At 28.5% G+C, this 25636-nt stretch carries 21 protein-coding genes; 2 read left to right on the top strand and 19 right to left on the bottom strand.

Features of this window, described 5'->3' with window-relative positions; genetic code table 11:
* Positions 1-18 precede the first annotated feature (18 nt).
* The 11 genes from GOQ29_RS03545 to purR all read right to left on the bottom strand — a co-directional run bounded on the left by GOQ29_RS03545 (position 19) and on the right by purR (position 13506).
* Positions 19-297, bottom strand: a complete 279-nt coding sequence (locus GOQ29_RS03545) for an HU family DNA-binding protein (protein WP_203371258.1) — start codon at positions 295-297, stop codon at positions 19-21.
* A gap of 168 nt (positions 298-465) precedes the next feature.
* Positions 466-1920 (bottom strand): bifunctional methyltransferase/pyrophosphohydrolase YabN, encoded by a 1455-nt coding sequence (gene yabN, locus GOQ29_RS03540; RefSeq protein WP_203371257.1) that lies wholly within the window; start codon positions 1918-1920, stop codon positions 466-468.
* A gap of 99 nt (positions 1921-2019) precedes the next feature.
* Positions 2020-3636 carry a putative polysaccharide biosynthesis protein gene (locus GOQ29_RS03535; protein WP_203371256.1) on the bottom strand — a complete coding sequence of 539 codons (1617 nt, stop codon included), beginning with the start codon at positions 3634-3636 and terminating at the stop codon, positions 2020-2022.
* A gap of 156 nt (positions 3637-3792) precedes the next feature.
* The gene (gene spoVT / locus GOQ29_RS03530; protein WP_203371255.1) at positions 3793-4344 is read right to left on the bottom strand and encodes a stage V sporulation protein T; all 552 of its coding nucleotides are present in this window, start codon (positions 4342-4344) and stop codon (positions 3793-3795) included.
* Positions 4345-4487: 143 nt separating this feature from the next.
* Complete coding sequence (locus GOQ29_RS03525; protein ID WP_203371254.1) at positions 4488-5495, bottom strand: peptidylprolyl isomerase; 1008 nt, start codon at positions 5493-5495, stop codon at positions 4488-4490.
* Positions 5496-5552: 57 nt separating this feature from the next.
* Positions 5553-9071, bottom strand: a complete 3519-nt coding sequence (gene mfd / locus GOQ29_RS03520; protein WP_203371253.1) for a transcription-repair coupling factor — start codon at positions 9069-9071, stop codon at positions 5553-5555.
* A 78-nt stretch (positions 9072-9149) separates the two neighbouring features.
* Positions 9150-9710: an aminoacyl-tRNA hydrolase gene (gene pth / locus GOQ29_RS03515; protein ID WP_203371252.1), complete on the bottom strand. Its 561-nt coding sequence runs from the start codon at positions 9708-9710 to the stop codon at positions 9150-9152.
* Between the two features lie 20 nt (positions 9711-9730).
* Positions 9731-10678, bottom strand: coding sequence for a ribose-phosphate pyrophosphokinase (locus GOQ29_RS03510; protein WP_203371251.1), 948 nt, complete (start codon positions 10676-10678; stop codon positions 9731-9733).
* Between the two features lie 21 nt (positions 10679-10699).
* On the bottom strand, positions 10700-12076 hold the full coding sequence (gene glmU / locus GOQ29_RS03505; RefSeq protein ID WP_203371250.1) for a bifunctional UDP-N-acetylglucosamine diphosphorylase/glucosamine-1-phosphate N-acetyltransferase GlmU: 1377 nt from the start codon (positions 12074-12076) through the stop codon (positions 10700-10702).
* 221 nt (positions 12077-12297) lie between these two features.
* A complete protein-coding gene (spoVG, locus tag GOQ29_RS03500; RefSeq protein ID WP_203371249.1) occupies positions 12298-12576 on the bottom strand; it encodes a septation regulator SpoVG in 279 nt (92 codons plus the stop codon).
* Positions 12577-12690: 114 nt separating this feature from the next.
* On the bottom strand, positions 12691-13506 hold the full coding sequence (gene purR / locus GOQ29_RS03495) for a pur operon repressor (RefSeq protein WP_203371248.1): 816 nt from the start codon (positions 13504-13506) through the stop codon (positions 12691-12693).
* Between the two features lie 251 nt (positions 13507-13757).
* On the opposite strand from purR, the gene murC reads away from it, so the two are divergent.
* Positions 13758-15152 carry a UDP-N-acetylmuramate--L-alanine ligase gene (gene murC, locus GOQ29_RS03490; protein ID WP_203371247.1) on the top strand — a complete coding sequence of 465 codons (1395 nt, stop codon included), beginning with the start codon at positions 13758-13760 and terminating at the stop codon, positions 15150-15152.
* A gap of 90 nt (positions 15153-15242) precedes the next feature.
* Here murC and GOQ29_RS03485 read toward each other — a convergent pair whose 3' ends face one another.
* The 4 genes from GOQ29_RS03485 to GOQ29_RS03470 all read right to left on the bottom strand — a co-directional run bounded on the left by GOQ29_RS03485 (position 15243) and on the right by GOQ29_RS03470 (position 19561).
* The gene (locus tag GOQ29_RS03485; protein ID WP_203371246.1) at positions 15243-16229 is read right to left on the bottom strand and encodes an LCP family protein; all 987 of its coding nucleotides are present in this window, start codon (positions 16227-16229) and stop codon (positions 15243-15245) included.
* A 367-nt stretch (positions 16230-16596) separates the two neighbouring features.
* Positions 16597-17775, bottom strand: coding sequence for an acetyl-CoA C-acetyltransferase (locus GOQ29_RS03480; RefSeq protein ID WP_203371245.1), 1179 nt, complete (start codon positions 17773-17775; stop codon positions 16597-16599).
* A gap of 136 nt (positions 17776-17911) precedes the next feature.
* Positions 17912-18757, bottom strand: coding sequence for a 3-hydroxybutyryl-CoA dehydrogenase (locus tag GOQ29_RS03475; protein ID WP_203371244.1), 846 nt, complete (start codon positions 18755-18757; stop codon positions 17912-17914).
* 24 nt (positions 18758-18781) lie between these two features.
* Positions 18782-19561 (bottom strand): short-chain-enoyl-CoA hydratase, encoded by a 780-nt coding sequence (locus GOQ29_RS03470; protein ID WP_203371243.1) that lies wholly within the window; start codon positions 19559-19561, stop codon positions 18782-18784.
* A gap of 356 nt (positions 19562-19917) precedes the next feature.
* Between GOQ29_RS03470 and GOQ29_RS03465 the strand changes: the two genes are divergently transcribed.
* Positions 19918-20556, top strand: coding sequence for a nitroreductase family protein (locus GOQ29_RS03465; protein ID WP_203371242.1), 639 nt, complete (start codon positions 19918-19920; stop codon positions 20554-20556).
* Positions 20557-20686: 130 nt separating this feature from the next.
* Here the strand turns inward: GOQ29_RS03465 and GOQ29_RS03460 are convergent, their stop codons facing one another.
* The 4 genes from GOQ29_RS03460 to nadA form a co-directional block, all read right to left on the bottom strand.
* Positions 20687-22039, bottom strand: a complete 1353-nt coding sequence (locus GOQ29_RS03460; RefSeq protein WP_203371241.1) for a glucose-6-phosphate isomerase — start codon at positions 22037-22039, stop codon at positions 20687-20689.
* A gap of 87 nt (positions 22040-22126) precedes the next feature.
* Positions 22127-22960 carry a carboxylating nicotinate-nucleotide diphosphorylase gene (nadC, locus tag GOQ29_RS03455; protein WP_203371240.1) on the bottom strand — a complete coding sequence of 278 codons (834 nt, stop codon included), beginning with the start codon at positions 22958-22960 and terminating at the stop codon, positions 22127-22129.
* A gap of 19 nt (positions 22961-22979) precedes the next feature.
* A complete protein-coding gene (nadB, locus tag GOQ29_RS03450) occupies positions 22980-24473 on the bottom strand; it encodes an L-aspartate oxidase (RefSeq protein ID WP_203371239.1) in 1494 nt (497 codons plus the stop codon).
* A 17-nt stretch (positions 24474-24490) separates the two neighbouring features.
* Positions 24491-25396 (bottom strand): quinolinate synthase NadA, encoded by a 906-nt coding sequence (nadA, locus tag GOQ29_RS03445; RefSeq protein WP_484477055.1) that lies wholly within the window; start codon positions 25394-25396, stop codon positions 24491-24493.
* Positions 25397-25636: the final 240 nt, after the last annotated feature.

Below are 25636 nucleotides of genomic sequence, written 5' to 3'. Positions count from 1 at the left end.
CATCATAATAAATATTAATTACTTATTAACTGATTCTTTTAAAGTCTTACCTGATTTGAATACTGGTGCTTTTGATGCAGGTATTTGAATTTTTTCTTTAGGATTTCTTGGATTTCTTCCTTCTCTAGCTTTTCTTTCTCTAACTTCAAAAGTTCCAAAACCAACTAATTGAACCTTTTCTTCTTTAACTAGAGCATCCTCAACACTATTCATAAATGCATTTAATGCACTCTCTGCATCTTTTTTAGTTAAACCACTCTTTTCTGCCATACTTGTAATTAATTCTGCTTTGTTCATTAATTATTCCTCCCTACTTATTTTTAATATTTTAAATTATACATCCATCTTATGGAAAATAGATTTCAATTATCTCCTTTCCTAATCATGGATTAAAAAATGCTTTAAATAGCATATTCTAGGTTTTTTCTTAAATTCCTTCTTTTTATTATCATTTTTTATGTTTTTTTATTTATTTAGGCTTTTAGCCCTATTCCACAACTGATTCATATCATTTAAGGTCAATTCTTCTAAATGTTTACCTTCTTTTTTGCTAATATATTCTATATACTTAAATCTTTCAATAAATTTATTAAATGTTTTGTTCAAAGCTGTCTCTGGATTTATATCTAAAAATCTACCATAATTCACTAAAGCAAATAATAAATCTCCAAATTCTTCTTCTACTTCATTAAAATTATTCTTTTCAACTGCTTCTTCAAGTTCATGTATTTCCTCTACTACTTTTTTATAAGCGTCTTCTTTATTATCCCAATCAAATCCTACTTTAGAAGCTTTCTTTTGAACTTTATATGATTTCATTAGTGATGGCAAACCCTTAGAGGTATCTATCATAGATTCTGTATAACTTAAATAATCTTTAGATTTAGCTTTCATACTATCCCAATTTTCATTAGCTTGTTTTATATTTTCAGCCCTATCATGTTTAAAAACATGAGGATGTCTATATATTAATTTCTTAGATATTGATGTAATAACATCCCATATATTAAAATATCCTTCTTCTCTAGCTATCTGACTATGAAATACTACTTGCAATAATATGTCTCCTAACTCTTCTTCTAATAATATCATATCATCATTATCTATTGCATCCACTACTTCGTATGCTTCTTCAATTACATACTCCCTTAAAGACTTATGAGTCTGCTCATTATCCCATAAACAACCATCTTTACTTCTTAATATTTCCATTATATCTATTAAATTATTCATATTATAAATATTTTCTTCACCTTTAACTGCTGGAATATATATAATTGTCATATGATTATAGTCTTCAATTCTATCTAATTTATACAATAAAATACTTTTATTTTTTTCTCTATCATACAAATCATTTATTACTTTTATATTGTACTCATCAGCATATACTTCTTCTAAAAATATTTTCACTTCTGATGCAATAATCTTATCATGAACTTGAGTTATTATTAAGTCACTATTTATATCTATGTCTATAGATTTAATATCTAAAGCATCAATTACCTTAACACTTTTTTTCATTGTCTTATCTAGACTATTATATACTCCCTCCAAGAGTCCAAAATTATCTAAAACTTCAATGTCAATCCCTAATTTTTCCTTATTATCTAATAATATCTCCGTAACTTTATCGGATAAAGTAGGACTTCCAGGCACACAATAATTAATAATATTATTTTCATTAGCTTTTTTAACCAAATCCTCGACAATATAGTTATATACTTCATCAAAAGTATCTAGTGTTTCATATATATTATCATAACTTTCATAGTCTATGTTATTATCCTTGAAATAATCTATAATGGGACTCTTATCAGTTCTTAGAAAAACTTTCCATTTCTTTATAGTTTCAATACTATGTAATGTAATTTTTTCTATATCACCAAATCCCAATCCTATAATATTTATTTTAATCATTTTTAACCTCCATAGACTTATATATAAAAGTATATTAGCTACTATACTAGTATAGTGTTGAATAACAATAAAATCAAGGGTTTCTACTATAATCTTTATTTATTTTTTTAATAATCCTATTTTCTTTAATTTTATTGCTAATTTAACTCCTCCAGGAATCAAATCAAAATCTCTACTGGTAATTGTACCTGTTCTTAAAAGGGCTAGGCCATAAATTATACCTCCTAAAGAAATAGATATAACTGTAGCCAATTTATTTCCAATCATTGTATTAGCTCCATTATATGTTACCCATACAACAATACCCATTATAGCAACCGAAATCATTGGTTTTATGACTAAATTTAATATATTAAATTTAATATTTGTATAATGTTTAACCGATGCAAAATTTAATATAGCTGCTATAGTATAAGCAATTATGGTACTTAAAGCTGCTCCTTTTATATTTATCTGAGGGATTCCTGTCAACACATATACTACAACAACTTTTACCAATACACCTATTAAAAGATTTCTAACAGGTATAAATGGTTTACCTATACCTTGCAATATTGCTGTCAATGATTGAACAAGAGTTAAAAATATCACACTAAAAGATAAAACTGCTAATATTTGACCTGCACTTTCTTGGACTTCTAAAGGATTCCCAAAATATAATAATTTTATTATTGGTGTGGATAATATAAAAAGTCCTAATGCAGCTGGTAATCCAACAAGTAATGTAACTCTAATTCCGGATGTTGCAGTCTTTTTTATCTCTCTATAATCTTTTTTCGCAAAAGCTGTAGATATAGCTGGTACTAAACTAGCAGCTATTGCTACAGAAAATACCTGAGGAAAATTAATTAATGTTTGAGCCATACCGGTAAGTTGACCATATAATCCAGATGCTTCTGCCTCTGTATATCCTATACTTTGAAGTCTTTTCATTACTATAGCAACATCTATTGTTCCAAATAAAGGTATAATACATGCACCAATAGTTATTGGTATAGATATTGCTAATATATTTCTTATAATGCTCTTTGTACTTTCTCTTTTAAATCTAGAAGATTTTCTTATTTCTCTGCCTATTTTTTTCTTCCTCTTAGAATATATGTACATAATAATAATAGTACCTAATAATGCACCTGCTGATGCTCCAAATGACGCTCCTCCTGCTGCCATAGGTAACCCTTTATCAAGTTTCATAATAATTCCTACAACCATTAATCCTACTGAAACTCTAAAAAATTGCTCTATTATCTGAGATAAAGCCGTAGGAGTCATATCCTGTCTACCTTGAAAATATCCTCTGAATGCTGACATAATAGGTGTAAATAATAAAGCAGGAGCTAAAGCTATCATTGCATAATATGCATTTGAATTCCCTAATTTATCAACTATAAATTTTGCTCCTACAAATACAAAAGTAAATGTTAATACTCCTCCTATCACAAGTCCTAAAAATGCAACTTTAAATATCCTCTGAGCGCCTCTATAATCTCCCATTGCCCTTTTTTCCGACACTAATTTGGCAACTGCTACTGGTAATCCTGCTGTTGAAATAGCATACATTAATGTATATAAAGGATATGCAGTTTGATAATATCCCATACCAACATCACCAAGCATATTACCTAAAGGTATTCTATATATTGCTCCTAATATTTTTACTAAAAAGCCAGCTATACCTAGTATTGCAGCTCCTTTCAAAAAATTATCTTTACTCATCTATTTTTACCTCCTGAATAGATTATCCAACCTTTAATAAACTAATACTTTGATTATATCAAAAACTTTATAGTACTAAAAGATATATATTAATTTCTATAAAAATATTATTTTTTAAATACAAAAAAATAAACCTACCATAGGTAGGTATTATAATTATTGTTGCATTTGTTTTGATAGGAAATTAGATGCTGTACCTGCTAATTTAATCTCCAATTCCTCCATAACTATATCAGAATCTTTAGATGTTAGTATCACAGCACCTATAGGATCCCCTTGAGATACTATAGGAGATATAACCTGAGTAATGTATTCTTTGGGATTATATTCTTCAACTGTTATTCTTATAGGTTTAGTATTTCCTTCTGTTAAATAAATATCTCTTCCTTCTATTAATTTTTCTAACTCTGGACTAATCCTTTTATTTAAATATTCTTTCTTTGGACCTCCAGCTATAGCAACTACATTATCTCTATCACATATTATAGTAATATGTCCTGTACTTTCGTTTAATGACTCTGCATATTCTGTAGCGAATTCATTTAATTCTCCGATAGGTGAATATTTTTTTAATATTACCTCTCCTTCCCTATCGGTAAAAATTTCCAAAGGATCCCCCTCTCTTATTCTTAAAGTTCTTCTAATCTCTTTTGGTATTACAACTCTTCCTAAATCATCTATTCTTCTAACTATTCCTGTAGCTTTCATTTTTTACCTCCTAATATATTATGTCTATGTTAATTTTATTATTTTACTTTTTACCATAATTTATGCACGATTGATAATTTATCTAATAATATTAATCTAACTAATAATAAAAAAGACTACCTAATGGTAATCTTTTAAAAATATTATTCACTATCTTCTTCTGCATTTTCTGCATCATCTGTGCTTTTTGTATCATCTTCATCTTTTTCTTCTGTATCATCTTCAAATTCTAAAATTCTTTCTATATCTGCTTTTTCTATTAATTCTAATGCTTTTTCATTAAATTTTTGATTTTGCAATTCTGAAATAATTTCCTCTTTATTACTTTTAAACCCTAATTTTTTATCAGTAACTTTGATTATATGATATCCAGATTTTGTTTTCACTACATCACTTACTTCTTCTTTTTCTAGATCAAAAGCTACATCTGAAAACTCACTAGCCATTTGAGGTCTAGCAAAATATCCTAAGTTACCTCCATTTTCAGCACTTCCATCTTGAGAATATTCCTTTGCTAATTCACTAAAATCTTCTCCAGAATCTAATTTTTTCTTAACCTTTTCAGCCTCTTCTTTAGATTCTAACAATATATGACTTGCTTCAACCTTATCATACGTATCGACATTCTCTTCATAAAATTTTTCTGCCTCTTTATCACTTATATCTACAGTCTCCTCTATAAGTGCAGTAATTATCATACTTTCTTTATACATTTGTTTAAAATAATCTTCAGATATACCTATACTATCTAAATACTCATTAAAACTTTTAGCATTTTCATCTGTACTTTTAAATTGCTCTAATTCTTTTTCTACATCTTTATCATCTATTTTTATATCTAATTCTTCTGCTTTTTGTAACAATACTTCTTGATTTATTAAATCTTCTAAAGAACTTTCTATTAATTGATCTTCATATGTTTTATTGCTACCCTCTATTTTATCTTCCCACATATCTGAGGAAATATATCCACTTAACTCAGACTCTTTTTTTCTATAGTCTACATATTTGTCTAATTGACTTTGACTAATTTCAGCACCATTTACTTTAGCTACTACTTCTTTCTCCGATCCATTACAACCAGAAAGAAAAATTGTAACCGTTAATAATAATATCATTGTTAAAATAATTCCTTTATTCCACTTACCCAAATTTACCATCTCCTCTAAATTTTATATCTAAAGTATAATACAATATTATATATTAATTTATTCTTTATTTAAACTATGGATCTTCTCAAGTATTCCCTCTAATATTGCTAATACTCTATCTTGACTAGCATTATTAAGTTTATATTTCAAGGCTGGGGTCTTAGAAAGATCAAATGTCATGTTTCTTCCAAAGCTATCATATAATATATTTATTATCTCTGGAGTTATACTATTTATTTTGTGAAACTCAAGTACTAATGTATCATTCTTTTGTGAAATATTTGTGAACATTAATTTATTTGCTAATGATTTAATATATCCTATCCTTAATAAATTATCAACAGGCTTAGGTACATCACCATATCTGTCAATTATTTCTTCTAATAAATCTCTATATTCTTCCTTACTTTCTACAGAAGATATCTTTTTATACATTTGAATTTTTTGTTCTTCATTAGAGATATATTTATCTGGAATATAACCATCTACATTTATTTCTATTATAGTTTCTACATTTTCTACTTGTGTTTCACCTTTTAACTTCTTCACTGCATCTTCTAAATATTTAACATATAAATCATATCCTATGGCTGTCATATGCCCGTGTTGTTCTGAACCTAGTAAATTTCCTGCACCTCTTATCTCTAAATCTCTCATAGCTATTTTAAATCCTGAACCAAACTCTGTAAACTCTTTTATAGCCTTTAATCTTTTTTCTGCCACTTCCGATAATACTTTATCTTTTTTATATGTGAAATAAGCAAATGCTATTCTATTAGACCTACCAACTCTTCCCCTCAATTGATATAATTGAGAAAGTCCCATTTTATCTGCATCATGAATAATCATTGTATTAACATTAGATATATCTAATCCTGTTTCTATTATAGTAGTACAAACTAATACATCATACTCGCCATTCATAAAATCCAGCATAACTTTTTCCAATTCTCTTTCACTCATCTGTCCATGTCCTACTGCAATTCTTGCTTCTGGAATCAATTCCTTGATATGGGTTGCCATTTTTTTGATACCTTTGACTCTATTATATACAAAATACACCTGACCATTTCTATTAATTTCTTTTATAATAGCCTCTCTAACCATGTTTTCATTATATTCAACTACATAGGTTTGAATAGGATACCGTTCCTCAGGCGGTTCTTCAATTGTAGACATATCTCTAGCACCTATAAGAGACATATGAAGTGTCCTAGGTATTGGAGTAGCTGTTAATGTAAGTACATCTACAGATTCTTTAATCTGTTTTATAGACTCTTTATGCTTTACTCCAAATCTTTGCTCCTCGTCTACTATCAATAAACCTAAATTATTAAATTTAATATCCTTAGATAATAATCTATGTGTTCCTACAATTATATCAATATTTCCACTTTTAAGTTCGTTTATTATCTTTTTCTGATGATTAGGAGTTCTAAATCTACTCAACATTTCTGCATTTATAGGAAAATCACTAAATCTTTCTATTATCGTATTATAATGTTGTTGAGCTAATATAGTAGTAGGAACTAATATTGCCACTTGTTTACCATCTAAAGAAGCCTTAAATGCAGCTCTTAATGCTACTTCTGTCTTTCCATACCCCACATCACCACACAATAGCCTATCCATAGGCCTTATTTTTTCCATATCTTTTTTTATATCCTCTATACATTTTAATTGATCTTCAGTTTCCTCATAAGGAAATGTATCTTCAAACTGTTTTTGCCATGGTTGATCCTTTGAAAATGAATATCCTTTCACTGTACTTCTTCTGGCATACAGTTCTAATAAATCCATTGCCATATCTTCTATAGCTTTTTTTACTCTTTTTTTTGTTCTAGACCACTCACCACTACCTAATTTACTTACCTTTGGTTTTCCAGCATCTGAACCCATATATTTCTGTATTAAATCTATTTGATCTACTGGAATGTAAAGTCTGTCCCGTCCAGAGTATTTTACACTCAAATAATCTTTCTTTACTCCCTGCACATTTAATTGTTCCATTCCAACATATTTACCTATTCCATGATTTTCATGTACAACAAAGTCTCCTATTTTTAAATCTCTAAATGATATTATTTTTCTTTGGTTTTTTTTGCTTTTTACCTTTCTTTTTCTCTTAATAGTCCCGAATATTTCTTTATCACTAATTATAATATATTTAATCCTAGGATACTCGAATCCAGCAGATATAGTCCCAGGTAAAATGACGACTTGACTTGACTTGATATTCGTATCATAAGTCTCTGAGTATATACATTCAATACCTCTATCCATCAAATTTTTGGAAAGTCTTCTTCCTCTGTCTTCAACTCCAGATAATATAATAATCTTGTAACCTTTATATTTTAAATCTTTTAATTCATTTTCAAGTATATCAATTTTATTATGAAAAGCCTGAACCCCTTTAGTTAAAATATTAATTATTTTTTGAGGTTTAAAATTTACATTATTTTTTAATAATCCTGTTACTGTTAATATGTTTTTGCTTTTAAAAACTTCAATCATATCTTCATAAGGTATATATATTTTCTGATGAGATTTTAACACTTCTCCTGTACTATATAATTCACTGTATTTATTTATAAATTCATTGTTCAAATTTGTCACACTATCATCAATTCTATTAGGTTCATCTAACAAAACTACTGCATCTTTAGTCATATATTCAATTATATTTGATAATTCTTTATTCATATATGGTAAAATTATATCCATATTATCAATATTCAAACCATTCTGTATTCTATCTATATAACTAGAAAATTTATCTTCTATTTTTTCAGCATATTTCTCTTCATTATTTTTCTTGAAATTTCCAATAACCTTTTTTAATTCCTTCTTTATATTATCAACCATAGATCCTCTTAAGTTTTCTTCAATTAATATCTCCTTAGCAGGAGTTATTTCCGCTGTATCATAATTTGATATAGATCTCTGATCTTTTATATCAAAAGTCCTTATAGAATCAACCTCATTATCAAAAAGTTCTATTCTATATGGATTATCATTAGTTATAGGAAAAAAATCAATTATTCCACCTCTTACACTAAACTGACCATGCCCCTCTATCATATCCACACTCTCATAGCCTTGTATTACTAAAGATCTTATTACATCTTCTAAATTAATATCTTCTCCAAACTTAATTACCTTCCTATATTTTTCAAATAAATTCTTTTTCATAACTTTATTTAAAATAGATTCAATAGAGGCCACTACTATAATCTTTTCCTCATTTACAAGCCTATCTAATACCCTAAGTCGTTGATTAGATATAGTATGACTAACAGCATCAAAATCATAAAATACCAATTGTCTACTAGGATATAATTCTGAATCATTCTGACTAAATAACGTCAAATCTTCCATTATTGATTTAGCTCTTAATTCATCATAAGTTATAATAAGTATTTGATTATTTATGTCTTCCTTTACGGCATAAGCAATATGAGATATATTTTCTTTAGAAAGACCATGAAGTGATATAGGAGATATTTTTTCTTCAATTCCTTTAATTATTTGATTATATGAATGAAGATTTTTTAGTTGATCTATAAATATATTCATAATATCAGCTCCTTGATTATGAAACACCTATAGCCCAGGATTATGGCCCTGGGCTTATTAAGTAATTGTTGTTTATTACTAACCATTATATAGATTCATAGCTTTATCTATATCAGTTTTTATGGTTTCTTCTACTGCTTTAGCTGCTCTAACAATAGTATCATCAATCTCTTCTCTATCGTCTTTACTAAACTTTTTTAAAACATAATCTACTAAATCTTCATTTTCCTGAGGTCTCCCTATGCCTATCCTAATTCTAGGAAAATCATCCCTTTGTAAATGATAAATAATAGATTTCATTCCATTATGGCTTCCTGCACTACCTTTTTTTCTTATACGTAAAACCCCTACGTCTATATCAATATCATCATATATTATAATTACATCTTCAATATCTATCTTATAATAATCCACTATTGACCTTACAGAAATACCACTATTATTCATATATGTCTGAGGTTTTACCAATATTACTTTTTCTCCATTAATATTAAATTCACCATACACAGATTGATGTTTTAGTTTTGTCATTTTAACATTATTTCTTTGAGATAAATAGTCAATAACATCAAATCCTACATTATGTCTGGTGCCATTGTATTTTTTCCCTGGATTTCCCAATCCTATTACTGCATACAAAATATTCAGCTCCTCAAATATTAATCAAATAACTTGCTCACTGATTGATTTTCATGAATTCTTTTAATTGCTTCTCCAAATAATGATGAAACCGATACACTCTCAATTTTATCTATTTCTTTTCTCTCTGATAATGGTAATGTATCTGTTACTATTAATTTCTTTATAACAGAATTTTCTAATCTTTCTATCGCCGGTCCAGATAATACAGCATGAGTACAAGCAGCATATACATCTTTAGCACCAAAATCCTTTAATACTTCGGCAGCTCTAGTCATAGAACCAGCAGTATCTATGATGTCATCAACTATTACTACATCTTTATCCTTTACATCACCAATAATATTCATGACTTCAGATACATTAGCTTTAGGTCTTCTCTTTTCTATTATAGCTATAGGTAAATCTAATATACTACCAAAGTTTCTAGCTCTTCTTACTCCTCCAATATCAGGAGATACAACCACAGTATCTTTATTCAATCTACTTACTACATCTTTTGCTAAAATAGGTCCTCCTAATAAATGATCTACTGGAATATCAAAATAACCCTGAATTTGAGTAGCATGTAAATCCATAGTAACAATTCTATCTGCTCCTGCGATAGATAATAAATCTGCTATAAGTTTAGATGTAATTGGATCCCTTGCTTTTATTTTTCTATCTTGCCTAGCATATCCATAATAAGGAATAACTGCATTTATTCTACCTGCTGATGCTCTTTTTAATGCATCTATCATTATTAATAATTCCATCAAATTTTCATTAACTGGAGGACATGTAGGTTGAATTACAAACACATCTGCTCCTCTTACAGTTTCATTAAATGCAACTGATATCTCTCCATCACTAAATGTAGTAACATTAGAGTCTCCTAAAGATACTCCTATCTCATCACAGATTTTTTGAGCTAATTTTTTATTAGCATTTCCGGAAAAAATCTTGATGTCTCTCCCCATAATTTTCATTACAATAGCCTCCCATTTTTTCTATTTGTTATTCTTTCTAAAAACCCAACCTGGCTTATTAATTTGTCTAGCCCTACCTATTGACAAATCTCCTTCTTTCACCTCATGAGTTATTGTTGAACCTGCTGCAATATAACCATTATCTCTAATTATTACTGGAGCTACTAAATTAGAATTACTACCTATAAAAGCATTATCACCTACTATAGTTCTATGCTTTTTCTCTCCATCATAATTAACAAATACTACACCACAACCTATATTTACATTTTCACCAATTTCTGCATCTCCAATATATGAAAGATGTGAAGCTTTTGAACCATTTCCTATCTTAGAATTTTTCACTTCTACAAAATCACCTATTTTAACCGATTTTCCTATAACACTATTAGGTCTTAAATAAGCATTAGGTCCTACTTTTGTATCATCATCAACTTTACTCTCTATTAAAGTTGATGACTTTATATTAACTCTATCTCCAATAATACAATCTTTAATATCCGAATTTCCTTCAATGATACAATTATCACCTATTTTTGTACTTCCTTTAATGATAGCACCTGGATATATTATTGTATCTCTTCCTATAATGACACCCTTTTCAATATAGGTATTTTCTGGATTAATTAATGTAACTCCTTTAAGCATATGTTCAATATTAATTTTATCTCTCATGATTTTTTCTGCTTCAGCTAATTGAACCTTTGAATTTACTCCAGATATTTCTTTATTATCTTTGAGTAAATATCCCCCAACATTATATCCTTTCCTATTCAAAATTTCTATTGTATCTGTTATATAATACTCATTTTGAGAATTATCATTAGTCAAATTTTCTAAAGCTTCCTTTAATGCTTTACCACTAAAAAGAAATATCCCAGAGTTAATTTCCTTAATATCTAACTCATTTTCTGATGCATCTTTATGCTCTATTATTCCTAGTATATTCCCCTTCTCATTTCTCTTTATTCTTCCATATCCTGTAGAATCTTTAAACTTTGCCGTTAAAACTATAGCATCTAAATTATTATTTGTACCATAATCTACTAATTCTTTTAAGGTATCTCCTTCTATTAAAGGAGTATCCCCTGTTAGTATTAATACCTTATCTTCATCAGATATGTATTCCTTAGCTTGCATAACTGCATACCCTGTTCCATAAGGCATATCATCCCCTACAGGTTGTGTTACAAATTCTACATCATTACCTTCCACCGAAGATATTACTTTTTCCTTTCCATGGCCTACAATTACAATATTCTTCTCACAAGAAGCATCTCTTGCTGCATTTATAACATGATTTACCATGGATTTACCACATACTTTATGAGCTGCCTTAGGTATATTAGACTTCATCCTAGTACCTTCGCCAGCTGCAAGTATTACAGAAAGTATCATATTAACACCTCTAATTTTTATTTCTTTTTTAAACAACATATGTTCATCATAATTCTCTTTAAGCTTATACAATTCCCATTACATTATAACAGAAAGATATACTATTTTATAGTCTTAATAAGATAATAATATAACATTTTATTAAATTAATTATACCAAACTAACAAAAAATACCTTTGATTATAATCAAAGGTATTTTGGTGGTTTTTATAAGAAAGAATTTATACAAGATCATCTGCCTCTATCTGTATCTGATTTTCATACTCTTCAAATACTGCATTCTGAATTTTAGTCCTAGTTTCTGAATTAATTGGATGAGCAATATCTCTAAATTCGCCATCTGCCATTTTCCTACTAGGCATAGCTATAAATAGACCATTCAACCCCTCGATTATTTTAATATCATGGACTACAAACTCATTATCCAATGTAACAGATACTATAGCTTTCATTTTTCCATCATCGTTAATCTTTCTAATTCTTACGTCAGTTACTTTCATGCTTTCACCACCTTCCCCAACGAATCATCGATTACATTCAAAACTACCCTATTGCTACTATTCTCTATATATTTAAAAATTCCTTCTTTTTTGATGAAATTTTATTAATTTTTTTTAATATTTATCGTTGGGAGTAAGTATTATTTCATTATCAACATCATTTATGCTTTTCAGATTAATAAGAGCTGTATACTCTTCTATAAGTTTTTTCTTTGGTTCAGGTGTAGATATTAATACTCCAGTTCCTACTACTTCCGCCTTAAATTCTTTCATCATATCCTTCATACCTTTAGCTGTACCTCCAGCTTTCATAAAATCATCAATAATTAAGACCCTTGCTCCCTCCCTAATGGCCTTTCTTGATAATGACATAGTTTGAATTTTTCTAGTAGAACCACTAACATAATTTATACTTACTGTAGGACCTTCAGTAACTTTCAGATTTCTTCTTATTATAACCAAAGGTACATTTAATATCTTTGCAGTCATCATAGCTAAAGGTATTCCTTTCGTTTCTACGGTTACCACATAATCAATATTTTCAGCCCAATATTTAGTAACAAATATTCTACCTATCTTATAAGAAATATTCGGAGAATAAAGTATATCTGTCATATACATAAACCCGCCCGTTATAATCCTATTATTATCCCCTAATTCCAAAGAAATTTCTTTTAAAAATTCTTCTGACTCTTTCTTTGATATAGTAGGGATAAACTTAACACCACCACTAGCTCCTGATATAGTTATGATCTTACCTAATTCAAGATCTTTAACTAAATCTTTTACTATCATTATATCTTCACTTATACTAGATTTAGCCGTTCCAAACATTTTTGTAAAATAATTATAAGTAAACACATGATTTGTTTTCTCAGTTAATATATTCATTATAGCTGCAATTCTTTCTTTTCTATTAAATTTTTTCATAGATATCCCTCCTAGAACGAATAATTCCCTTATTATATATCATTTTATTCGTTTTTATATAATTTATCAATAATATTATAATTTTCATTTTATATCTTTTAACATTGTGGTATAATCATCACAGTAACTTATCCTAATACTCTTTAAAAACAATGATATTTAATATAGTCACTTAGAAATTTTTTTGGAATAAAATAAATAATAAATAAATTGGAAATAATATGAATTATATAAGTCAAGGAGGAACTGATATGTTAAATTTTAATATTAATAAATCAAAATATAAAAATGTTCATTTTATAGGAATAGGCGGAATTAGCATGAGCGGTTTAGCTAAAATTCTATTAAACAACAACTACAATGTCACTGGTTCTGATATTAATGAATCTAAATTAATAAGTAAATTAAGGAAAAGAGGCGCTATTATAAATATAGGACATGAAGCTAAAAATGTTATAGGTTCAGATTTAGTCGTTTATACATCTGCCATAAATGAACAAAATCCTGAATATAGGTATGCAATAAATAATAATATACCTATAATGGATAGAGCTACTCTCTTAGGAGAATTAATGAAAGAGTATCAAGATTCTATCGCTGTGTCTGGAACTCATGGTAAAACTACCACTACAGGAATGATTGCTTCTATATTAAATGATTCTGAACTAAAATCAACTATACTATTAGGAGGAGAATTAGACAGTATAGGTGGAAATGTTAAAATAGATGGCACTGAATTATTACTTACAGAGGCTTGTGAATATAAAGAAAATTTTTTGAAATTCCATCCATCTATCGGAATAATACTTAATATTGAGGAAGATCATTTGGACTTCTTTAAAGGAATTGAAGATATTAAAGAAACATTTAGAAAATTTATAGATTTAATTCCAGATTCTGGTCATATTATTCTTAACGGAGATGATGAAAATATCAAATCTATAATTCCTCATAAGCAAAAAAACATAATAACATTTGGACTTGACGCCTCTAATGATTATTATGCGGATAATATTAAATATGACGATAAAGGATGTCCTTCATATGATTTATACATTAATAAAATATTTATAGAAAGAATCATCCTCAATGTGTTAGGAAAACATAATATATATAATTCTTTAGCAGCAATTGCCTCTACTAGAATTACAAACGTTAAAATAAAAAACATAAAAACAGGTTTAAAATTATATAAAGGAACTCATAGAAGATTTGAAGATAAAGGTATAATTAATAATATACAAATAATAGATGATTACGCTCATCACCCTACAGAAATAAAGGCTAATTTAAGTTCCATATCAAAAAAGTATAATAAAAGATGGTGTATATTTCAACCTCATACTTATACTAGAACTAAATCGTTACTAAAAGAATTTGGAGAATCCTTTAATAATGCTGATGAAGTCATTATTACAGATATATATGCAGCTAGAGAACAAGATACTGGCTTAGTTCACTCAAAAGATCTAGTCCAAGAACTTAAAAATAATAATGTAAATGCCATGTATATTAAAAACTTTGACGAAATAGTAGATTATTTAGAAAAAAGTGTGGATAACGGTGATATTATCATTACAATTGGAGCAGGAGATGTGTATAAAATTGGTGATATGTTTAAAGAAAAAATTATTTCTAAGAAATAGGTTTAAAAGTCTCTTATTTGGTTATAAATATAATATACCTTAGTCCCCACTCCCCCATAAAAAAGAACTCCCAATATTGGGAGTCTTTTTTTATTCATTTGTATTTTCTTCAGATTCTTCTTTTACATCATATATTTCCTTCATTAATTCCTTTATTTTTTCACTATCGTGAACAAAATAAGATAACGTCCATCCATCAAATGTCATTGATTCTGCTTCCCCAGGTAAAACATGAGTATTTATATCTTCCATATTCATACCAATTGCCTTTGTAGCATTAGAAGTAATATCAAGAATATCCATATTAGTATCGACTTCTTTTATAGCAGTCGTTGCTACTTTGGGAAGACTAAAACCTAGAGCTTTTTTCATAGCGGCCTTAATAAATTTCTGTTGAGCCTCAACTCTTCCAATATCACCATTAGAATATCCCTTTCTAAATCTTAAAAATCCTACAGCCTGTGCTCCATCTAAAGTTTGAGTTCCTTTCCTAAGAACCTTCTTTTCTGCTTTTCCATTAGAATAAATGTGATCGTATTCCATGTCTTGAGGGACATCTATCTTTACTCCTCCTAAAGAATCTACTATATTCTTTACTCCGTCATAAGAGATAGTTGCATAATAATCTATTGGAACACCTAGTATTTCTTCAACTACATCCGTAGTTTTATTGGCAGCTACATCATGTCCATCTTTCAAGTTTCTTATATAAACTGCATTAAGTTTCCTATTATCTGCAGCATCATACCCTCTTACATAGTAATAAGTATCCCTAGGTATAGAAATCATATCTACACTCTTAGTGTCTGGATCAAAACTTGCAAATATCAAAGTATCACTTCTACCTTCTCTTTCTAATCCAATTAATAAAGCATTAACTCTATTACTAGTAGCTATTGCCTTTTCAAATGGTGGTAAGTTTTCAATTTCCTCTTTTGATAACTCTTCTCTTCTATCTTCCATATTATCCTCAGCTTCTGCTGTGTGAAAAAAACTAAAATAAGCATATAAACCTACTCCAGCCACTAAAGTAAAACCTATAAAAGCTATGATAAATACTTTAAAAAAATACTTCATATTATCATTTCCCCTTAATATTCAATATATCGAATAAAATTTTTTCTACATAATATTTACTCTAAATAACAAAAATATATTTCTATTATATCATATATATGAAAAAGCAAACATAATATTCACTTTAGTTGCAAATTATATCAAATTTATATCAATATATCAATATGGGTTAATTTAATTGTAATATTACAATTATAAAACAAACAACTGTTTTATAATATTTTCTCTAGTTTTCAATTTAAACATTAATCATAATATAAAAATTAAAAATAAATTATTTTCACAAAAGAATAGAATAAATAGTTATATTAAACTATCTATTCTATATCTTTCACATCATAATTCAATTTAAATTTTCATCATTTATTTATCTTTCAAGTATTACTGCAGTACCTTGACCGCCACCTATACAAAGTGTTGCAAGACCTGTCTTAACATCTCTTTTAATCATTTCATATAATAATGTTATAAGAATTCTGGCACCGCTTGCTCCAACTGGATGTCCAATTGATATTGCTCCACCATTAACGTTTACTATTTCAGGATTTAATCCTAAATCTTTAACTACTGCTAATGATTGTGCTGCAAAAGCTTCATTTGCTTCTATTAACTCAATATCTTCAGCCTTCATATTAGCTTTTTCTAGTGCTTTTTTAGTTGCTGGTACTGGACCATATCCCATAATTCTTGGATCTAATCCTGATGAACCATAAGATTTAATTGTAGCTAATGGTTTAAGTCCTAATTCTTCAGCCTTCTCTTTTGACATAATTACTAACATTGCTGCTCCATCATTAATTCCTGAAGCATTCCCTGCCGTTACAGTACCATCTTTCTTAAAAGCTGTTCTAAGTTTAGATAATTTTTCTATTGTCATTCCAGGTTTGATAAATTCATCATCTTCTACTAATATAGGATCTCCTTTTCTTTGAGGAACTTCCACTGGAACTATTTCATCTTTAAATCTTCCTTCTTTTTGGGCCTTTTCTGCTCTATTTTGACTTATAAGTGCAAAATCATCTTGTTCTTCTCTAGTTATATTCCATTGTTCAGCAATATTTTCTGCTGTAATTCCCATATGAATATTATGGAATGCATCAGATAATGCATCTTTAATCATACTATCTACAATCTTTCCATCTCCCATTCTCTTTCCCCATCTTGTATTAGGTAAAAGATATGGAGCATTACTCATACTTTCTGTTCCTCCTGCAACGATAACATCAGCATCTCCAAGCATAATAAATTGTGCTGCCATACTTACTGTTCTAAGTCCTGAACCACAAACTTTATTTACAGTCATAGCTGGAATGGTTTCAGGTAATCCTGTGTTTACAGCTATCTGTCTTGCTGGATTTTGACCTAATCCTGATGATAATACATTCCCAATGATAACTTCATCTACAATTTCAGGTTTAATACCTGCTCTTTTTATTGCTTCTTTTGTAGCCATAACTCCTAAATCTACAGCTGATAATTTTGATAATGATCCTCCAAAGGATCCAACTGGTGTTCTTGCTGCACCAACAATTACTACTTCTCTCATCTTAATTTCCTCCTTTAAAATTATATTACTAATATATATACTTTTATTTTTAAAAATATATTTTGGTTAATAATTTAACAATGTATAAATGCAATAGAAACCCTGTACTAAACAGGGTTCCCTAAGCGACTCATAATTATTTGTTATAATCATAAAATCCCTTTTTTGTTTTTCTTCCTAAAAGTCCACCTCTTACCATTTTTCTCAGTAAAGGATGTGGTCTATACTTAGAATCCCCAAACTCTTCATATAATACTTCCATAATAGCTAGACAAACATCATTTCCAATTAAATCTCCTAAAGCTAAAGGTCCTATAGGATGATTTGCACCTAATTTCATTGCTTCATCTATATCTTCAGCTGAAGCAACTCCATCAGCTAATATACCTATAGCTTCATTAATCATCGGAACAAGAATTCTATTAACAACAAAACCTGGAGCCTCTTCAACTTTTACAGGTTTTTTGCTTAATTCCTTAGACAATTCAAATACTTTATTGTATGTTTCTTGTGATGTTGCAATACCTTTAATAATCTCTACCAATTTCATAACTGGTACTGGATTAAAGAAATGCATTCCTATTACTTTATCTGGTCTGTTTGTTGCACTAGCAATTTCAGTAATCGATAATGATGAAGTGTTAGAAGCTAATATAGTATCCTCTTTACATATCTCATCTAATTCTTTAAATATGCTTTTCTTTGCTTCCATTTTCTCTAAAGCAGCTTCTACTACAATATCAGAATCTTTTATACCATCATTCTTCAATGTTCCACTTACTCTTGAAAGAATTTCTTCTTTTTTTTCATTAGTTATTTTTTCCTTCTTAACCAACCTATCTAAATTCTTAGATATTACACCAATTCCTTTATCAATACCTTCTTGAGCAATATCTTTAATTATTACTTCATGACCCGCTTGAGCAAAAGCTTGAGCTATTCCTGAACCCATTGTACCTGCACCTATAACACTGACTTTCATTAATATACCCCCTATTTTTGCTATTTATTTATTTTTAAAATTTGCCTTTCTTTTTTCTGTAAAGGCAGTCATTCCTTCTTTTTGATCCTCACTTGCAAAACATAATGCAAATAAATCTTTTTCTATCTCCATTCCTGTTTCAATATCTGTTTCTATACCTCTATTTATAGCCATCTTAGAATGTCTAATAGCTATTTGAGCTTTAGACGAAATCTTCTCAGCTAAATCAATAGCTTCATTCATTAAATCCTCAGGAGCTACAACTTTATTTACTAACCCAATTCTTTCTGCTTCTTTGGCATTTATTGTATCAGCAGTGAATATTAATTCCTTAGCTTTAGCTGTACCAACTAATCTTGATAATCTTTGAGTTCCTGAAAATCCAGGTATTATTCCTAATCCTACCTCTGGCTGTCCAAATTTAGCTTTTTCAGATGCGATTCTCATATCACATGCCATCGAAAGTTCGCATCCTCCTCCTAAAGCAAATCCATTTACTGCTGCAATTACTGGTTTTTCCATTGTTTCGATCTTTCTAAACACACTAATACCTATTTCAGCAAAAACTCTAGCTTCATTAGCATTCTTATCCTTCATCTCTAAGATGTCTGCGCCTGCTACGAATGCTTTTCCTTCTCCTGATAAAACAATAACATCTACATCTTCATCAAACTTTAAATCCTCTATTGCTTTATCAAGCTCCAATAATACTTCAGTATTTAGTGCATTTAAAGCCTTAGGTCGATTAATCTTAAGAATTGCTATGCTACCCTCTCTTTGTAGTGTTAGACTATTAAAATCCACACTATCCCTCCTTTGACTTCTATTATGTATATACAAATGCAAATAATATGCCAAGATCTTTGAAAATTATTATTTGCTATTTTAAGACTTCCAGCTATATTATACCACTATTTCATTAAATAATCATGTATGGATTTTAATACATATGTATTAAAATCCATACATGATTATTTAATTTGTACTAAAAACCTCATATTCAATAATATATCATTAGATATAGCATATTAAAATGCACACACTAAAGAACTTGCAGAAGTAAAAAATGAGGATTATAATATTTAAAAGAAGTATTATAAAGTTTACAACATTTCAACTTTATAATCTAATAATTTATAATCTAATAAGGAGGTATATTTTTGGCAAATTTAGACTTTATTTATAAAAGAAAAAGTATAAGAAAATTCACCGATGAAACTATAAGTAATGATGACATTAAAACATTAATCAAAGCAGCAACTCAAGCTCCATCAGGAAAAAACCTTCAAAATTGGCACTTTGTTGTTATAAAAGATAAAGAAAAAATTAATGCTATTGCAGAAATAGTAGAAAAGAAAAATAGTAAATTAGCTTCTTATTTAGATAGTGAAAAAGATAAGAAAAGTCTAACAAAATTCTTAAAATATCATACTATATTTAAGAATGCTCCTATTTTAATATTATTATATGCAGGCCCTTATATCCCTGCAGGATTAAAAGCTTTAAAAGCTAAAGGAGCTTCTAAAGAAGAAATACATGATCTTCTTAAACCATCACCAGGAATTCAAAATATTGCTGCAGCAATGGAAAATTTACATTTGGCAGCTACTTCTATGGGATATGGAAGTTGTTGGATGACAGGTCCTCTCTATGCTAAAAAAGAAATTACTGATTTTATAGGCTTTAATAAAAAAGATTATTTCCTAGCAGCTATAACTCCTCTAGGAATACCTACTAGTACAGAAATAAAAAAACCTCCTAGAAAACCAATAGAAGAAGTTCTTACTATAATCGAATAAAATATAGCTACCCTCTAGGGTAGCTATATTTTATTAAATACATTTTCAATTGCAATATCTGATATAAATTTATTTATTAGTTTTCTTATGATCATCTACTCTTCTCCTTGTATGCAATGATACAAGATTATTATTCATTTCTATTTATTCTATTATTTAATCCTCTTCTCAAATCCTCAAATCCTTCTTTCCCTAACAATGCAAACATATTTTTTTTGTAACTTTCTACTCCTGGTTGATTAAATGGATTTACTCCTAATATATATCCACTTATTCCACAAGCTTTTTCAAAGAAATATATTAATTTAGCAAAATAGTATTCATTTAATTTTGGTACACCAATAACTAAATTTGGAACTCCCCCATCTATATGGGCTAATAATGTGCCTTCAAAAGCCTTTTTATTTACAAAATCCATAGTTTTTCCAACTAAATAATTGAGTCCATCTAGATTCTTATCATCCTTTTCTATTTTTATATCTAAATTAGGCTTCTCAATATTTATAACAGTTTCAAATAAATGCCTTTTCCCTTCTTGAATATATTGTCCCATGGAATGTAAATCAGTTGAAAAATCAACAGATGAAGGGAAAATACCTTTTCCATCTTTCCCTTCGCTCTCTCCATATAATTGCTTCCACCACTCTGATAAAAAATGTAATGAAGGTTCATAGTTTACTAATATCTCAATTTCTTTTCCTTTATTATATAAAACATTTCTTATGGCTGCATATTGATATGCTATATTATCTTTAAACCTTCTTTTACTGTATTCTTCTCTAGCATCTTTAGCACCTTTCATCATCTCATCTATATTTAATCCAGATACTGCTATGGGTAATAATCCTACTGGAGTAAAAATAGAAAATCTACCCCCTATATCATCAGGAATAACAAAAGACTCATATCCTTCATCATCCGCTAATTGTCTCAGAGCTCCCTTAGAGGAATCCGTAGTAGCATATATTCTATTTCTAGCTTCTTCTTCTCCATACTTATCTTCTAAATATTTTCTTAAAATTCTAAAGGCCAAAGCTGGCTCAGTAGTAGTACCAGATTTAGATATAATATTTATACTTACATCTTTATCTTTAATTGCACACAATAAATCCTTAATATATCTTCCACTTATATTGTTGCCTACATAATATATCTCTGGTGCTTTTCTTTCTTCCTTATTTAAATTATTATAAAATGTATGATTTAAAGCTTCTATAGCAGCCCTAGCTCCTAAATAAGAGCCACCAATACCTATCACAATAAAAACATCAGAATTTCCTTTTATTCTTTTAGAAGCTTCCTTTATTCTATTAAATTCTTCTTTATCATAATTAATAGGATAATCAATCCATCCTAAATACTCGTTCCCTAATCCTTCTTTAGTATGTAATAATTCATGACCCAATTCAACAACAGGCTTTATTCCTTGTAATTCTTCCTCTTTAATTAGTGCATTAGAATAATCTAATATTATATTTTTCATTTTTTCCTCCTCAAAATTATTTTATATAATTCAATCATAATTATATAATTATTAGCAAATAAAAAAAGATGATAAAACTATCATCTTTTAGTATACAACATTTAGGCTTATATCTAAAGCCTTTACAGAATGAGTTAAAGCACCAGAAGAAATAATATCTACTCCTGTTCTTGCAACTTCTTCAATTGTATCTAAATCTATATTTCCGGATGCTTCAATCAATACCTTTTTATTATTCATTTCCACAGCTTTTTTCATGTCTTCATAACTCATATTATCTAACATTATAATATCTACTCCTAATTCTAAAGCTTGTTGAAATTGACTTAAATTTTCTACCTCAACCTCAATTTTTACAATAGGAGAAACCTTAGACTTAATTATATTTATTGCCTCATTAATTCCTCCGGCTACCTTAATATGATTATCTTTAATCATAACCATATCTGATAAATTAAATCTATGATTAAATCCCCCTCCAACTCTTACTGCATATTTTTCTAATACTCTTAACCCCGGAGTAGTCTTCCTAGTATCTACAATTCTACAATTATAATCTGATAACTTCTCTATATATTTATGTGTTTTAGTAGCTATTCCTGACAATCGCTGTAAAATATTTAAAGCTATTCTCTCTGCTGATAATATAGCTCTAGTATGTCCATCCATTATAGCTATAATTGTTCCTCTTTTTATCTTTTCTCCATCTCTTATAAAACTTTCAAAGCATATATCATTATCTAAATATTTAAATATTTCTTTAGCTATGTCTAATCCCGCAATAACTCCATCTTCTTTCACTTTTATTTCAGCTCTAATTTTACTTTCCTCTTTTACCAAATTATCTGTAGTTATATCTCCATTATTCATATCTTCTAATAAAGCATTCTTAATAATATATTCTATTTTATAATTAATCATTGTAATTCACCTCTTTAAATTAATCAATTCTATAATGACAGCCTATACTTTCTTTATTGTATATACAACTCTTGATTATTAAATAAGCCATTAAAGCCATGTTTTGTAATTCTACATAGTCTTTATTATTCAAATTAAATTTATCTATTTGTTGTAATATATCTTTAATCTTAAACTTAGCTTTATGTAGCCCTTTCTTTTCTCTAACTATTCCTACGTATTTATCCATAATATTTCTAATATCTTTTTTTATATCTTCTATTTCTAAATTATATTCAATATCATCTATAATCTCTATTCTGATTTTTTTCTTTATCTTAAGATTGTTTATATCATTATTTATATTATTTGCAATTCTACGACCAAAAACTATGCATTCCAACAATGAATTACTTGCCAATCTATTAGCTCCATGAACTCCGGTATTTGCACATTCTCCACAGGCGTATATCCCTTCAATATTGGTTCTCCCCTCTATATTTGTTTTTATTCCTCCTATAAAATAATGTTCTACAGGAACTATAGGAACTAAATTCTCTGACATATCTATTCCTTTGGATAGACATTTATTATATATAACTGGAAATCTACTCATTAAATAATTCTTCTCTTTATGTGTAATATCCAAAAACATATGAGGAATATTAGATTTTTTCATTTCTTTAAAAATACTTCTAGCAACTATATCTCGAGGGGCTAATTCTCCTTTAGGATGAGCATTCAACATAAATCTTTCTCCACTACTATTTCTTAAATATGCTCCCTCACCTCTAACTGCTTCAGATATCAAGAATCTCTCACCAGATTTTTTATTATAAAAAGCCGTAGGATGAAATTGAATATATTCTAAATTATCTAATTCACATCCTAATCTATAAGCTAAAACTATTCCATCTCCTGTTGCTATCATAGGATTAGTACTATTTTTATATATTCCTCCAATACCACCTGTGGCAATCACTACAGTATTTGATACAATCTTTATTAATTTATCTTCTTTTATTAATTTAATTAAAAAATGATTATCTTTTTTATCTATATTCATAACCATTGAATTATCCCATATTTGAATATTATCTTGATTATTTGCTTTATCTCTAAGAGAATATATGATTTCCTTCCCTGTAGAATCCCCACCTGCTCGAAAAATTCTACGACTACTATGTCCACCTTCTAAAGCTTTTTTAAAATTACCATTTATATCTCTATCAAATTCAACTCCTAATTCCATAAGTCTTTTTATATTATCTTTAGATTCAGATATCATAGTATTTAATGAATTGATATTATTTTTTTCTGAACCTGCTATTAATGTATCTTCTATATATAAATTCAGATCTTCTTTATCTAGACAAGCAGCAACTCCTCCTTGAGCTAAAATAGAGCTAGTATTTTCAATATCTTTCTTAGATAAAATTAAAACATTTAAACTACTATCAATATTTAAAGCTGTATACAATCCAGCTATTCCACCACCTATAATTATTACATCTGGTTGATTATTAGCTATCATTTTTAAACCTTCCTTTTTCATAGATTTAACATTCTATTTAAAGGTCCTAAGGCCTTTTGTCTTACTTCTTCTTGAATTTCAATAACATGTTTTTCGTCTTTTAAAGCATAATATACATCTTTTAAACTAGTTTTTTTCATATTAACACATATTAATCTATGAGATAATAAATAAAATTTTTTATTAGGATTTTCTTTTTTTAATTTATGAAGAACACCTATTTCTGTTCCAATTATAAATTCTTCTTTAGGGGACTCCTTTGCATAGTTTATGATTTGAGAAGTACTACCAACAAAATCTGCTTTTCCTACAACCTCCCTATTACATTCTGGATGAACCAATACCTCTGCAAAAGGATATATTTCTTTAACTTTATCTACTTCTAATCCTTCAATTTTATGATGAGTTATACAAAATCCTGGCCATAATTCAACTCGTTTATTTTTAACTTTATCCTTGACAAAATTTCCTAAATTTTTATCTGGAACAAACATTATTTTATCTTCCTCTAAACTATTTACAATATCTAATGAATTAGAAGATGTACAACAAATATCACTTTCTGATTTTACTTTAGCAGAAGAATTAACATAGCATACTATTGCTGTATCTGGATTTCTCATTTTGTATTCTCTAAGCTTATCTTCTGTTATCATATCTGCCATAGGACAACCTGCTTCCATAACAGGAAGTAAGATCTTTTTGCTTGGTGATAATATCTTAGCACTTTCTGCCATAAAATGAACTCCACAAAATACTATTATTTTCTCTTCTACTTCAACTGCTGCTTTGCTAAGAGCTAAAGAATCTCCAACCATATCTGCAATTTCTTGAATTTCAGGAATTTGATAATTATGGGCTAGAATCAATGCTTTCTTTTTCTTTTTTAAATTTTTTATTTCATTAACCATCCATTCCTTCACTAATTTATTCTCCTTTCAATATACGTGACATTACATCTGTCTTTACATTTACATATTAAAAGTATAACATTTAACTTATAACTAATCAATATGAAAAGTAAAACACCTATTCTTCATAATATTAAACCTTCATATTTACTCAAACTTTATAAATACTTTTAATTTATTTCTCATATAAAAAAGGCGGACTAGAAACGTGTCCGCACAGCTCAAGGAAACCTAGTTTCCCTTCGACGGTGC

The organism is Anaeromonas gelatinilytica (assembly GCF_016820635.1).
GTDB lineage: Bacteria > Bacillota > Clostridia > Tissierellales > SIT17 > Anaeromonas > Anaeromonas gelatinilytica.
Note: the sequence above shows the minus strand (reverse complement) of the source record. Positions and strands in the feature narration are given on the sequence as shown.

What these genes read in the sequence shown, in the direction of transcription:
- glmU (WP_203371250.1), bottom strand. Translation starts at nt 12,076, where the DNA reads ATGATACTTTCTGTAATACTTGCAGCTGGCGAAGGTACTAGGATGAAG.
- purR (WP_203371248.1), bottom strand. Translation starts at nt 13,506, where the DNA reads ATGAAAAAATTTAATAGAAAAGAAAGAATTGCAGCTATAATGAATATA.
- GOQ29_RS03485 (WP_203371246.1), bottom strand. Translation starts at nt 16,229, where the DNA reads ATGAAGTATTTTTTTAAAGTATTTATCATAGCTTTTATAGGTTTTACT.
- GOQ29_RS03510 (WP_203371251.1), bottom strand. Translation starts at nt 10,678, where the DNA reads ATGAAAATTATGGGGAGAGACATCAAGATTTTTTCCGGAAATGCTAAT.
- mfd (WP_203371253.1), bottom strand. Translation starts at nt 9,071, where the DNA reads ATGAATATATTTATAGATCAACTAAAAAATCTTCATTCATATAATCAA.
- GOQ29_RS03460 (WP_203371241.1), bottom strand. Translation starts at nt 22,039, where the DNA reads ATGAAAAATATAATATTAGATTATTCTAATGCACTAATTAAAGAGGAA.
- GOQ29_RS03475 (WP_203371244.1), bottom strand. Translation starts at nt 18,757, where the DNA reads ATGAAAGTCAGTGTTATAGGTGCAGGTACAATGGGTTCAGGAATAGCT.
- murC (WP_203371247.1), top strand. Translation starts at nt 13,758, where the DNA reads ATGTTAAATTTTAATATTAATAAATCAAAATATAAAAATGTTCATTTT.
- yabN (WP_203371257.1), bottom strand. Translation starts at nt 1,920, where the DNA reads ATGATTAAAATAAATATTATAGGATTGGGATTTGGTGATATAGAAAAA.
- spoVT (WP_203371255.1), bottom strand. Translation starts at nt 4,344, where the DNA reads ATGAAAGCTACAGGAATAGTTAGAAGAATAGATGATTTAGGAAGAGTT.
- GOQ29_RS03545 (WP_203371258.1), bottom strand. Translation starts at nt 297, where the DNA reads ATGAACAAAGCAGAATTAATTACAAGTATGGCAGAAAAGAGTGGTTTA.
- nadB (WP_203371239.1), bottom strand. Translation starts at nt 24,473, where the DNA reads ATGATAGCTAATAATCAACCAGATGTAATAATTATAGGTGGTGGAATA.
- GOQ29_RS03535 (WP_203371256.1), bottom strand. Translation starts at nt 3,636, where the DNA reads ATGAGTAAAGATAATTTTTTGAAAGGAGCTGCAATACTAGGTATAGCT.
- spoVG (WP_203371249.1), bottom strand. Translation starts at nt 12,576, where the DNA reads ATGAAAGTAACTGACGTAAGAATTAGAAAGATTAACGATGATGGAAAA.
- GOQ29_RS03480 (WP_203371245.1), bottom strand. Translation starts at nt 17,775, where the DNA reads ATGAGAGAAGTAGTAATTGTTGGTGCAGCAAGAACACCAGTTGGATCC.
- nadC (WP_203371240.1), bottom strand. Translation starts at nt 22,960, where the DNA reads ATGATTAATTATAAAATAGAATATATTATTAAGAATGCTTTATTAGAA.